Origin of the sequence: Rhodococcus sp. T9N, from assembly GCF_024436645.1 — a bacterium.
GTDB classification, from domain to species: Bacteria; Actinomycetota; Actinomycetes; order Mycobacteriales; family Mycobacteriaceae; genus Rhodococcus_F; species Rhodococcus_F qingshengii.
The window spans coordinates 55,821-68,245 of sequence record NZ_JAMSKS010000028.1; the positions used below are offsets into that span (position 1 = coordinate 55,821).

Annotated in this window: 9 protein-coding genes; 6 read left to right on the top strand and 3 right to left on the bottom strand. The window is 63.0% G+C overall.

What is annotated here, in order from left to right:
• Positions 1 to 82 precede the first annotated feature (82 nt).
• The 3 genes from M1L53_RS30020 to M1L53_RS30030 all read right to left on the bottom strand — a co-directional run bounded on the left by M1L53_RS30020 (position 83) and on the right by M1L53_RS30030 (position 4,063).
• A complete protein-coding gene (locus M1L53_RS30020; protein ID WP_193595871.1) occupies positions 83 to 2,161 on the bottom strand; it encodes a cutinase family protein in 2,079 nt (692 codons plus the stop codon).
• Positions 2,158 to 2,658 carry a hypothetical protein gene (locus M1L53_RS30025; protein ID WP_193595872.1) on the bottom strand — a complete coding sequence of 167 codons (501 nt, stop codon included), beginning with the start codon at positions 2,656 to 2,658 and terminating at the stop codon, positions 2,158 to 2,160. The genes M1L53_RS30020 and M1L53_RS30025 overlap by 4 nt, the downstream gene beginning before the upstream one ends.
• A 211-nt stretch (positions 2,659 to 2,869) precedes the next feature.
• Positions 2,870 to 4,063: an insoluble domain protein gene (locus tag M1L53_RS30030; protein WP_193595873.1), complete on the bottom strand. Its 1,194-nt coding sequence runs from the start codon at positions 4,061 to 4,063 to the stop codon at positions 2,870 to 2,872.
• Between the two features lie 499 nt (positions 4,064 to 4,562).
• On the opposite strand from M1L53_RS30030, the gene M1L53_RS30035 reads away from it, so the two are divergent.
• The 6 genes from M1L53_RS30035 to M1L53_RS30060 all read left to right on the top strand — a co-directional run bounded on the left by M1L53_RS30035 (position 4,563) and on the right by M1L53_RS30060 (position 12,407).
• Positions 4,563 to 4,979, top strand: coding sequence for a helix-turn-helix transcriptional regulator (locus M1L53_RS30035; protein WP_257216792.1), 417 nt, complete (start codon positions 4,563 to 4,565; stop codon positions 4,977 to 4,979).
• A 485-nt stretch (positions 4,980 to 5,464) separates the two neighbouring features.
• Positions 5,465 to 9,103 carry a WD40 repeat domain-containing protein gene (locus tag M1L53_RS30040; RefSeq protein WP_193595874.1) on the top strand — a complete coding sequence of 1,213 codons (3,639 nt, stop codon included), beginning with the start codon at positions 5,465 to 5,467 and terminating at the stop codon, positions 9,101 to 9,103.
• 57 nt (positions 9,104 to 9,160) lie between these two features.
• Positions 9,161 to 10,135, top strand: a complete 975-nt coding sequence (locus M1L53_RS30045) for an asparagine synthase-related protein (RefSeq protein ID WP_193595875.1) — start codon at positions 9,161 to 9,163, stop codon at positions 10,133 to 10,135.
• A gap of 121 nt (positions 10,136 to 10,256) precedes the next feature.
• Positions 10,257 to 10,457: a hypothetical protein gene (locus M1L53_RS30050; RefSeq protein WP_128638045.1), complete on the top strand. Its 201-nt coding sequence runs from the start codon at positions 10,257 to 10,259 to the stop codon at positions 10,455 to 10,457.
• A gap of 334 nt (positions 10,458 to 10,791) precedes the next feature.
• Positions 10,792 to 11,991 carry a replication protein gene (locus M1L53_RS30055; protein WP_256933105.1) on the top strand — a complete coding sequence of 400 codons (1,200 nt, stop codon included), beginning with the start codon at positions 10,792 to 10,794 and terminating at the stop codon, positions 11,989 to 11,991.
• A complete protein-coding gene (locus M1L53_RS30060) occupies positions 11,988 to 12,407 on the top strand; it encodes a hypothetical protein (RefSeq protein ID WP_193595838.1) in 420 nt (139 codons plus the stop codon). Before M1L53_RS30055 ends, M1L53_RS30060 begins: the two co-directional genes overlap by 4 nt.
• Positions 12,408 to 12,425: the final 18 nt, after the last annotated feature.

Genomic DNA, 12,425 nt, shown 5'->3' on the forward strand with positions numbered 1-12,425 from the left:
AGGGCCGTGAGTATGAGGAGTGGGGAGGTGAACGTCAAAAGCTCTCGCCCAAGAGCGTTTTCGGTTCACCCGCCGCCGCGCGCTAGCCGCCGATCGCTTGTCGGTAGATGTCGACCATCGCGTCCAGAGCGGTTCGCTTTCCGTCGATCAACCACTGCCCGTAGGACTCGTGAACGCGGGAACCGAGGAAACTCGCTGCGGTGAATCCGGCGTCGACGACCGAGGTCAGTGCTTGCGCATCCTGGGAGGTCACCGTCGCCAGGACCGAGTTACCGAGACCGACGAAGTCGGAGTTCTGCGCCTGCGCACCCATCAACGTGGTCATCGAATCGGCCGGTTCGTGGAGCTGCTCGGCGGTCATCTTCTGCCCCGGTGTCAGGACACCGAGCGCAACGTTCGCAAGATCCACACCGATCGGGAGGAGCTGCCCGAGGGCCAGGACGTTCCCGGTTTCGGCGACCTGCCACGCGACTTCCTGGAGCTGCCCGACGTCGCGGGCGAGGCGGATGATGTCGACGTTGCCCAGCAGGTTCGCCACCAGCGCCGCCGAGGCGGCTGTGCCGGACGGATCGGGGATCAGTGCCAAGATCCGTGACACCGATTTCAGGTCGACCCCGGCCGCCATCTTCACCAAAGGCGAGAGTTGGTTGTTCAGCTCCCCCGCGACCCGGTGCGCTTCTTTGACGTTGCCGGCCAACAGATGGCCGGGAAGTATTTGCAGGTTGGCCGCAACCGCGTTGTAGTCCACCGAGGTCACACCCGAGACGACGCCGAGGATCTGGTTGATGATCGTCACCGGTTGGATCGCGGAGAGGATCGACGTGGCGGTGGTGAGTTGATCGGTCGGTGTATCCGCCAGCGGAGCCACACCGTTCGACAAGCTCTGTGCGGGACCAGTCAGACCCGCGTACGTGCCGCCGGTACCGGTGCCACCACCCGAGAGGATGCTGTTCGCCAACGTCACCACCTGGTCAGCAGCATCCAGAACCTGCGGAACGTCGACCTTGTCGAGCGCATCGACGACCGAGTTCGTGGCGGCCTCAGGAGAATCAGCCGGAGCGCTGCGCAACCCGTCGCGCGCGGCCGGGTTCGCTGCCATCCATGCCTGTGTCTGTTGGACCGGCTTGAAGGTTCCGGCCAACAGTTGCGCTTGCTGACGAACCGCGGCGACATCGACCGCCGCCGACGTCGAGGTGGGAGCGCCTGCGCTTTGCAGCTTCTCCACCGAGGTCGCCAACGCGGACGCTGCCCCTGGAGCAGCCGCGAGATCCGCGTAACCGTAGTTCGAGGTCACCGCGCCCAAGAACTCCGACGCGTTCGCGGTTCCGGCGCCTGCCGAGGTATTCGCAGTTTCGGCGGCCGCCGGAGTCGACGCCGGCTTCGCAGCCGTGTCGGTCGAGGTCTGACCTGCGACGGACGGAGTCGTTGTCGCCGAGACAGCAGTCGCGGTGGTCGGTGCCACTGTTCCGGGTGGGTTGGCAAGCACTCGTCCCAACGACGCCAAGAATGAATCCTTGCCGGTGTTGGTGTTGCAGTACTTGTCTTCCGGGTGGCAGATGTCGAAGACCCGACCCGACAGAGCGCCGTAGCCCTCGGCGGCCGGACCGGCGATGCCCTGTCCGTCGAGCTTGGGGCCGACGACCTGCGAACCGGCGGTGCCGAGCTTCGGATTGGCGAGCATGACCGCAGCGAGAACGGACGCGGCGGGAACGGGGCCGCTGCCTGCCCCGATGTTGACGGCGACGTCGTTGGCGACCTGTGCACCTTGTGAATAGCCGCCGATGACGAACTTCGAGTTCGGGCACTGCTCCATCGCGGTCGCCATTGCCTGATCACCGGCGGTCTTCGAGGCCGAGTAGGTCATGCCGGACTGCAAAAACGCTTCGGCCGGGTACGACGGATAGATGGCACGGAAGGTGTTGGGCCCGTACATCGTTTCGAGCTTCTCCCCTACCTGGCCCAACATTCCGGCAGGCTTCGACGGATCGGCGTCGGCGCGGGTCTCGGTCGTTCCGGGAGCGAAGACACCGATGTACTTGGTGCAGCCCGCCGCAGTGGACGGTGCGGCGTTGGCCAGGAGCGGTGCGGCCGCGAATCCTGCGACCAGCGTCGAAATGATGGCGAACGCCGACGCGAAGCGGGCGGTGGAAGAGATATTCATCGGATTCCTTCTGCATCAGTGATGGAGGTGATGAAATGCCGACCGTCGATCACGGCGGTGGTGATGCGCTGATACAGCGACGCGCCTTTGCCGGAGGGGCGGGTCTCGTCCAGCTCCATTGCGTACGTCCCAGCAGTCACGCCGGTCACCGTCATGCAGTAGGTCGTTCCTTCCGGCGTCGCATTGATCGCCGACTGCATGTCCGCTGCGAAGGGAGCTGCACCAGGGGTGAGTAGCGCGATCGCTGCATCGGCAGAGCGCAGCGTGTAATACGCGTGTTCGAACGCTGCGATCACACCCTCGCCGCTGTTCTGATCACCAGCAGACACCGGGCATCCGGCAGGTTCCGGAGACGGTGTAGTCGACGGTGTCGCAGCGGAATTGACGATCTCGCTGATGTTCGACGGCTCGTCGTCGGTGACCCGGCCGATGACCGACGCAGCGCCCACGACGACCCCGACCAACAACACCAGCACCGCGATCGCCAGTGCCGTCACGGCCGCGACCTGACGGCGAGGTGTCCGCGCATGCGGCATACGAGGACGACTTGGGAGGCGGACTGGGCGGGTACCAGTTCCGCCGGTCGCGCTACGTACCGCCGGTTTAGGGGTAGATCCCTTCGAGCCAAACATCGTTTCAAACTCCTTCTTCGACCAGGCAATCCATGTCAGATGGCCGGGACGGGCGTGCCCGTCCCGGCCAATCCGGCTATGCCTGTGTGCCTGCTCCGATTGCATCGCTGATCAGCTGCGATGCCAGGCCAGGGCTGGCGTTGGTGAAGAAGTCCGTGAGGGCTGTGTCGACCTGTTCGATGATCTGCTCGCCTCCGGGCTGGGCTGCGACGAAGTCTCGGGCCTGCTGGTCGATCGCGGGTGCGGCGGCGACGGTGTCGCGGACGGTGGTGGCCACTGCCTGTCCGACGGGGCCGGAGTTCTCCCAGTCGGTAAGAACGTTCTGCGTCTGAGTGGTCACGGCAGGCTGGTCGATGTCGGGGATCTGGTCGCTGACATCAACAGGTTCTCCCAATTCGCCTGCGCCGTAGGCGGTTGCGGCCGCAACGCCTGCGATGCCACCGCCGACTGCGCCGATCGCCGCTGCGGGAACGCCCAGAGCCGCTGCACCGATACCTGCTCCGGTGGCTGTGCCCACCACACCAGCAGGCACGGCACCGATCGGCGTGAGAACGGGGCTGAACAAGCCGAGGGCCGACGTTCCGCCGATGGTTCCGCCGATCAACGCGCCCACTGTTGCTGCGGGTACACCAACGGCGGCGGCTCCGGCCAAAGCGCCACCGGCACCACCGGCCAGTTGTGCGGCGGCGATGCGGCTCGCGCGGTCGACGGGGACACCGATCGAGGCGTAGAAGGTTGAGACCTGGCTTTCGATGACGGCCGAGGTGTTGTTGGTGCGGGCGAGATCGTCGTCACTCATCCAGGTCTTCTGCTCGAAGACCCAATCACCAATGCGACCCTTCTCTTTCGGCGCGATGATCGGTGCGACGATCTCGACGGGTCCGGGCAAGTGAATGTTGCCGTAGTCGATCGGTGCGACGCTGTAGTCGGCCGGGGCCGTGTAGGTGCCGGAATCATAGTCCCAGTTCGGCAGCGGCTGCGACGGAACGTTCGCGTACTCTGCGGGCGGCGGCACCCAGTAGACCGGCTCGGGTACAGGCTCGGTCGAGGGTGCAGGTGCAGGTGCAGGTGCAGGTGCAGGTGCAGGTGACGGGGCAGTGACTCCGGGCTGTCCCGGTGCAGGCCCTGTTACCCCTGGCTGCGGGGCTGCCACCGCTATCCCTGCCGTTGCGAAAGTGGCCACAACCAGAGCGGTGAGGGTGCCGGCGGCGATGACAGGCGCGGACGGTGCGCGGTGGCGACCGGTAGGTCGAGACTTGTGGTGCTTCATTGTGTGGAACCTTCCAATTGGGTTGTAAATACGGGGAATTGATGCGGACTGAGGTGGCGCTTACGCGGCCACTGTTTCCGATGCGTTGGCATCAGAAAGCGGGGAGGGGTCCTGCGCCGAAGGCAGCGAGGACCGATGGTGAGGAACAAGTGAATGGCCAACGGGGCAGACTCGGGTGCCGGGAATGCTCACCGAAATGCATGTGTGGCCCAGGCTCCTGCCGGCACACAGCGAGCCCGCCCGGCCTCGAACTTGGAGTTCACCCCACTCTTTCGTTCTCACAGCTCCCCCGATTCGTTGGATGTGTCCGGCCCAGGTGACGGCCCGAGCCGGACACAAGATCAACCTATGAGGGTCAGTCTATAACAGTCAGTTTAAAACGGCTAGACAGTAGGGGTAATCCCACGATGGCTAATCTTCACGCCTAGGTGAATCGCACCGAACACGAGTGGACGGGGGATGAGTGGGCAGGAGATCCGTTCGCGGCTTTCAACCCAACGTGCTCCGTGATCGACGGTTGGAGCGAGGATTCACTCAAGCCGAACTTGCGCGCATTCTTGGTTTGACGCCCGGCGCAGTCAAAGCATGGGAAGCGGGTAGAGGCACGCCCAAGATCGAGACACTCGTTAAATTGGTCGACCCTAGCGTGCTCGATATCGATATTTCCGCTTTGGTTTCCGTACCCAAAGGAGAGACCTTCCTTGGCGACCTTCGCACCCTGCGGCTGATCACACAGTCTCAACTTGCCGAGCGGATCGGTCTTTCCCAAACCATGATGGGTGCCCTCGAGCGCGGTGAGATCAACCTCAGCGAGGATGTCGCGGAGATGCTCGCCGCTGAGCTCGACTACTCCCTCAGCGATATTCGTTCCGCATTCAACCGCGCGAGAAGCAGACCTCCGCACACCCCTGTGTGAAGAGTGCGCGGATCGCATTCTCGATGCACCGCACGAATCGCACGCCGCGATAGGCGCGTCTTCTACCGTCATGCGGCGAACTTTTCCCGATTTTCCACACCACGGTTCGATTCCGCACCAAGCAACACGCTAAGTTTGCAGGTCCGGGCACTTCGGACAAATATTCCGCACGCGGAACTTTGTTGGGTGCGGAATTGGGGAAACGGCAGGAAAACAGTGGCGCGAGGATTCAAGTGACGGACCGGAACCAGTTCGCAGGAAGACTGAGTGCACTCTGGGCGGCCGCGAATAATCCGACGCTCAAGGCAGTAGCAGCGAGGGCGAAAGAACGTAGCTCCGAGGGTCCGAGCTACCAGCGCATCAGCGATTGGCGGCGCGGAGCCCGCGTCCCTGAAAAGTTCGAATCGCTCGAGCCTGTCCTCTGGGTACTTATATCGGCGGCGAGGGCGAAATCGATACAGCCTTCTGAGCATGGTCTGTATGACATGGCGGTGTGGAGGGAATGGTGGGCAGAGGCGCAGACCGGTAGCAGGCAAGGCCCGGACGCGTCGAAAACAGCGCCAATTGCCTGCCCATATCTCGGCCTAGCCTCGTACACAGTCACAGATCGTGACCGTTTCTTCGGACGCGAACGCAGCATCGACGAAGCTGTCTCCACCCTCCAAGGCGCCACTACCCCCGGGTTGTTCGTCCTATATGCAGCCTCCGGGACTGGTAAATCTTCGCTTCTTCACGCCGGTATCGCGGGGCGTGCAGCTACTCACGGGTTGACGTGGGGATCTACGGAACCGTGGAGCATTGAGACCGTAGACCCCGGCCCGGACCCCTTCGGCGCGCTTACCCGCATTTTCCCGCGCATACGAGAAGCCGAGTCGAGCGACGACTACCGGGAGTTGCTCGATGACTACTTCGCTGATTCCGAGAACGATGCCCTACTACTCATCGTCGATCAGTTTGAACAGGTACTCACAGCGGGTGCGAATGACGCGACCCGCGACGAGTTCATAGATCGACTCGACCGTCTCTCTCGCGTGGTCAGCTCAACGAGCACCATACGAGTTGTAATCGGCGTACGAGCGGACTTCGTGCCCGAATGCTTGCAACACGCTCCCCTTGCCGACGCTCTACAGCACAGGCAGATCGTGCTCGCGCCTATGAGCTCCGAAGAGCTGGCCGAAGCCATCAAACTGCCGGCAGCCGCCGCGAACGCTGACCTCGAACAAGGCTTGTCCGAACGAATCATCAGTGATCTCGACGCCACACGAGTAGGGCACAATCAGAGCGTTCTCCCTCTGATGTCCCACGTGCTTGAAAGCATGTGGATGCACCGTGACCCCGCCGGAAACCTCACACTTCGAGCGTATGAAGCTGCCGGAGGAATCGAAGGTTCCGTCAACCGCGCCGCCGAAAACGCCTGGAAGGTGCTCGACGCCGACGATCGTGCAGTGGCGCCGGCCTTGCTGTTGAGGTTGGTTCAGATCGGAGACGGTGCCCGCGACACCAGGAGGGCTGTACCCCGCGCCGAGCTGCTACGCGTGGGCGGCGCGGATGCCCGGAACGGCCGGGTCATCGAAGCACTCACCACCGCTCGACTACTGACCGTCGACGACGACGGACTCGTGGCCTTTGCCCATGAAGTGGTCATCGACAGCTGGAACCGGTTGCACAACATGATCAGCGCCAACAGGGCGAGCAACATGCTTCGGCAGACGTTTGAACGCGACGCGGCCGAATGGGACCGGCGAGGTCGACAGTCCGCCGACCTGTGGGCAGGCGACAGGTTGCACGATGTCATCGCGCAACTCGACGATCACCCACTGACACCGACGGCGTACAGCTTTCGCCGGGATGCAATAAGGAAGCAAGAACGACGGAAGCTCCAAAAACGGGGCGCCGTGTCCGCGATCGCAGCCTTTATCGCGGTCTTGATGATCGTGTCCGTCTTTGCGTTCCGAGCGAGTGCGCGCTCAGAGGTCCTTGCATCGAGTGCACAATTCCGAGAAGTGTTATCGACAGCGGACCGACTACAACAGTCCAATCCGTCTCTGTCGGCGCAGCTAGTTCTTGCAGCCCGCGACATGCAGCCTGCCGAGACCGCCACCGCGTCCCGAGTTCTCGCTACTCAAGATGCACCGATGGCGACGCCGGCCACCGGGCATGAAAATGCGATCTACACCGCCGCATACCGACCTGACGGCAAAGTTCTCGCGACGGCGAGTGGAGACCACACAACGCGACTATGGGATGTCAGCGATCCACAAGTCCCGACACCGATCGGATCGCCGCTGGAAGGTCACACGAGCTTCGTCACCTCAGCCGCCTGGTCCCCTGACGGTGCGATGCTTGCCACTGCGAGCGGTGATGGCACAGTGCGACTCTGGGACGTACGCGATCCGCTCTCGCCCGAGGCAATCGGCAGCCCCCTGCAATCCGCCGGCGGAACCGTGTACGTGGTGTCGTTCAGCCCAGACGGACGCACCCTCGCCGCACCGAACGACGACGGAACCACAGGGCTGTGGGACGTAAGCAACCCGCAAGCAGCGTCTCTCCTCACTCCCCCACTTGCCGGACCAGCAGGTCCCGTCAGAACAAGCGCGTTCAGTCCGGACGGGAAACTCCTCGCGGTCGGCAGCGACGACAAAACAGTGTGGCTGTGGAACGTCAGCGACCCATCGAACCCCGTAATCGCAACAGCCCCGCTCACCGGGTTTGCCCGAGCGGCGCACTCGGTCGCGTTCAGTCCAAACGGCCAACTTCTCGCCGCCGGCAGCGACGATCGAACCGCCCGCGTCTGGAACATCGGAAACCCCGCGCAACCGACCTTGGAAGGGCCGCCTCTCACTGGTCACACCGGTGCGTTGTGGTCCATCGCGTTCGGACCGGACAGTCAAACGCTCGCAACCGCAAGCTGGGACGGCACCGCCCGACTGTGGAACCTCCGAGACCCTGCCCGCCCGCGCGCCCTAGGGCAGCCCCTTGCCGGCAGTAACGGGGGCATGATCACAGTCGCCTTCGCTCCCGACGGCGCAACTATGGCAACGGGAAGCCAGGACGGCGTCCTCAGGATGTGGAACCGCCCTACATCCGTCATCGACGCCCACACCGACCGTGTCATGACGCCGAGGTTCAGCTCGGACGGATCACACATGGCCACGGGCTCTGTCGACGGCTCGCTTCAGGTGTGGGACACCTCTGATCCCGATCACCCGATCGCACGGGGACGAGTCGTAGTGCCCAACGGCCAAATCGACAACTTGCAAATGTCACCGGATGGCCGAACCGTGCTGACAACGGGCGGAAACGATCGGGCAGTGCGGCTTTGGGATGCTTCAGACCCCGACACCATCCGTCCTCTCGGCCGGCTCGACCTCGAGACCAGATACGCGTATTTGATGGCGATCACTCCAGACGGCCGCACCCTAGTCACCGGTAGCAGCGACAATTCGCTCCAGTTCTGGGACATCACCGACATCGCTGCGCCCGCACCCTTGGGGCAGCCTGTGCCGGTCCCCGGCGACCTGCTCACCAACGCAGCCTTCTCGCCGGACGGCCGAACGCTCGCGATTGCGGCGTCGGGTACCAACGACATCACGCTCCTCGACAGCTCAGATCCGAGCCGTCCCGAGATGCTTCAACCACTGACCGGGCACACGAAGCAGGCCGAATCCGTTGTCTTCTCGCCGGACGGGAAAACCCTGGCCAGCGCTGGTGACGATCAGACGATTCGGTTCTGGGACGTAACGAAGCCAAGCGAGGCGCAAGGGATCGGCGACCCCCTGATCGGCCAATCAAGCACGATCCGGTCCGTCGCTTTCGCAACCGACGGGCGGACTCTGGCTTCGGGCAGCGACGAGGGAACCGTCCAGCTATGGGACACCACAAACATCGCAGCTCCCATCAAACTCGGCGGTTCCATCGCATCCATCGGAGCCACCCGGTGGTATATCGCATTCAGTCCTACTTCCAATCACCTCGCGGCAGGTGGAGAGGGCGGCGCCGTCCGGCTATGGAATCTCACTCAGCGCGCGGCAGAAACCCGAGTGTGTAGGAACACGAACAATGTTCTTACCGACGCGACGTGGGACCAACTATTCCCTGAACTCCCCTACCGAACCACCTGCTAACTCATCCTTGGAAAGGGCACTGTGCGCTCACCGACTGCACTTCAGACCGCAACGCCAATGCAGTTCGTCGCAGACGATCACGCACTCGACGTCGATGGTTCCAGCCTCCGCACCACCGCAGACCCTGACATCGCGGCGAAGGCAATAGCCGCCGAAACCCTCGATCGAATACGAGTGGTGCTCGACAGCTACCCCGCAGATCCGATCGTGTTGCTTTCAGGTGGCGTTGATTCGATCCTCGTTGCGGCGACCGCAGTCGCCCTCGGCACCGCACCGCGTGCGATCACGATCGTCGTCGACGGGGAAACCGTCGATCGAGCACCCGCGATAGCCGCTGCCGAAGCACTCGGACTGCGGCATGAAGTTGTTGTCCTGAGCTCATCAGACGTCGTCAGCCTCGCTAAATCGGCAGTCGTCGCTCTGGGAGTCAACGAATTGTGGGAGGTCGCAGCCGCTATCCCGATCCTCGCTGCCTCTGAATTGATCCGCCGATTCAGCGCAGCGTCCCCGGCGCCGGCAGCTGTTCTCACCGGCAGCGGTGCAGATGCAATTTTTGCAGGAGGCCGGGTGATCGAGCACCCGATCGAATCCGCCGCAGCGAACCGGGCTTTAGACGAAGTAGTTCGCACCGAGACGGGAACGAACTTCGTTCGCGATCGATTGGTCCCGGATTTCTACGAACGACTGCTAGGCGACGACGCCCAAGCACTCATCCATGTATTCCAGACAGAACGGTTCTGGCAACTCGCTGAACAACTAGCGCCACCCGCTCTCTTCGGCCACGTCACTGGCGCAGCGCACGACAAACTCGCAGTCCGGCTGGCATGTGAGCGCCTGCTTCCGGAAACTGCGCAGCACCTGGCCTGGACACGTAAATCCCCTATTCAACGGTCCAGTGGCCTTTTCGATGCGCTCGCTGATGCAGCGCGTGCCCGTGCCGCGCAGCTTCCAGGAGCAACGACCTACAGCAATCCGCTCACGGAACCGATGGAGTCCGTCGCAGTCAGGCTTTTTCTAGCCGATTTACACTGAACCATATAGAGCGAACGAATTGAACCGGCGTGTCGGCTGCGTATCTCGACATTTCTGCGGGAGTATTTGCAGGCAACACAATGCCCGCGCCACCGCGCGGACGAACTGGAAGGGGCTTGTCATGGCGAGAGGTCGTCCGAGTAAAGGCGAGCGGCGTCGTGTCGAGACGCGAGTGCCCGTGGATGTCAAAGACCGCCTCACCCTGATGCGCGAAGCTCGGGGACTGACTGAGAGCGAACTCGTCGCCGACATCCTCAGCGCTGCGGTAACCCGATTCGACCCGGCCGCAGTCCACACAGAGAGGCTGACGATGACCGCCTAATGGTGACCACAACGCCGAAGATGCGGAAACCCCGCTTCGGTCTCATATGCGCAGTTGATCGCCCTTAAAACGACGATATCCCCCGGTTGACGGGCCGGGGGATTCGGATGTCGTAAGAAACGAGTTGACGCTCGGATCTTAGGGTCTTGCTGCTTTCCCCGAAGGGACTGTCTTGCGCGACAGGTCTCAGGGTACATCGCGTCCTGATGCAAAATCCATAACCGATTTTTCGCGTGTCTCAGCGATGGAGCACACGCCCGCACCCATACAGCGCCCGTACTGCGGTAGCAGCCCTACGCGGCGCCGCTACGGAACCGCTCGTACACCCCGCAGGATGCAAGGGCACCTGTACGGGCACCAGTGCCATGCCCTGACGCCGATGCTGCTCAATACGCTCGGCAAGGAAGCCGCTTGCCGGCGCTATTGCAAGGTCGCACTCGCCCTCGAAGACGGCGCATACGGCGGCATCGCCCGCTGGCGGGGCGCCCAACATTGGGTCGAGATCGTCGTTCGGTGTGCGTTCACCGCCGAATACACACGGATTCGACCGGCACTAGTCCGGTCGTCTGGCGGCGGCATCAGCCTCAAGTCCTTGCTGGCAGTTGCCACCGTCATGGCCGAAGCCGCGGACTTCGACACCGGCCGCAACTCACGCTTGACCGTGGAAACCATCGTCGAACGCACCGGCAAGAAAGAGCGGACTGTTCAGCGAGCACGACAAGCTCTCAAGCTCCTGCGCGTGGCCACCGAGGTTCTCCGCGGCCGACTCCGCACCAAGGACGAGCGGTATGCCTCATGGAGGTTCAACGACAAGGCCCGTGGCTGGGCGTCTGTCTGGGCATTGCACCTGAGCAAGCCTGTGGATAAAACCCGCATCTTGGTCGCCGGTTCCATACAGATGGCACCCCACCCCCGCAGGGGTCACTTTAAGAGCTTTACCTCTCGTAGAGAGGTACTTAATACAAAACGATCTGTGGATAAACGAGCCGCTTCGCGGCGCAAGGAGTCAAAGGGGGATGTCGAGAAGGCCGAAGTCGTCCGGAAAGGCTTGTTACTCGCATCCAAATGGCTCAGCAATCCACGAACTCCCGTTTGGGCGCGCCGGCACACCCCCCGAGGTTGGGCTCCCGCGCTGGCCGAACCAGCTGCACATGGTTGGACGGCCGCGGATCTCAACGACGCGATCGACGCCTGGAGCAAGGCCACGCGGATGGCACCGGCCCCGAAGCACCCCATCGCGTTCATCCGTTGGCTCATGAAGCAGCAGGACTTGGCCTTCGCACCACACGTTCTCGCTCAGATAGCCGCAGACCAGGAAAAAGCCGAGCGCGAACGACAGGCAGCAGCATTCGAGGCCGAACGCAACCGCTACGCATCGGCCGCATCCGAGGACTCCCCCGGCCGCCAAGCTGCCCGTTTCGTCGCCCGCCGAGCCGCCGACAGCGCCCGCATCCGGAAGACCCAGGCATCCGCGCGCGAGAATGAAACCTCGCCCGTGTGGATCACCCATCTCTCAGATCGGGGTAAGCGATGAACGGAAAACGCCCGTCCGCAAAGCCACCCGTCAAACGCCGGCCGCTCTCCCCCTGCCAGACCGTCCCCCAGATCCACGAACGGTTGCGCACCGGCGCAAAGACGATCGTCATCGACCACCGCAACGACGAACCCCTAGAACTCACCGACGCCGAGCTGCCCGACGGCATCACCATCCGCATCATCGGCGTCTCACGCGTCATCATCACCCGACTGGCACCCGAAACGAAGCGCAGCGCCCAAATCGTGGCCACCGACGCGGCACGATCCCAAATCTTCGGGCACACAACTCTCTTCGCCTACGGAAACGCCCATACCGACGCATTCGACACCACACGCGTCCGCGCAACCAACCGCGCCACAAGCAACCTCGTCGACGAGGGGGTCGGGGAGCAGATTCTCGAAATCCGGCGCTAAGGATTTACGGCAGATAGT

What these genes read in the sequence shown, in the direction of transcription:
- M1L53_RS30030 (WP_193595873.1), bottom strand. Translation starts at nt 4,063, where the DNA reads ATGAAGCACCACAAGTCTCGACCTACCGGTCGCCACCGCGCACCGTCC.
- M1L53_RS30020 (WP_193595871.1), bottom strand. Translation starts at nt 2,161, where the DNA reads ATGAATATCTCTTCCACCGCCCGCTTCGCGTCGGCGTTCGCCATCATT.
- M1L53_RS30045 (WP_193595875.1), top strand. Translation starts at nt 9,161, where the DNA reads ATGCAGTTCGTCGCAGACGATCACGCACTCGACGTCGATGGTTCCAGC.
- M1L53_RS30060 (WP_193595838.1), top strand. Translation starts at nt 11,988, where the DNA reads ATGAACGGAAAACGCCCGTCCGCAAAGCCACCCGTCAAACGCCGGCCG.
- M1L53_RS30055 (WP_256933105.1), top strand. Translation starts at nt 10,792, where the DNA reads ATGCAAGGGCACCTGTACGGGCACCAGTGCCATGCCCTGACGCCGATG.
- M1L53_RS30040 (WP_193595874.1), top strand. Translation starts at nt 5,465, where the DNA reads ATGGCGGTGTGGAGGGAATGGTGGGCAGAGGCGCAGACCGGTAGCAGG.
- M1L53_RS30050 (WP_128638045.1), top strand. Translation starts at nt 10,257, where the DNA reads ATGGCGAGAGGTCGTCCGAGTAAAGGCGAGCGGCGTCGTGTCGAGACG.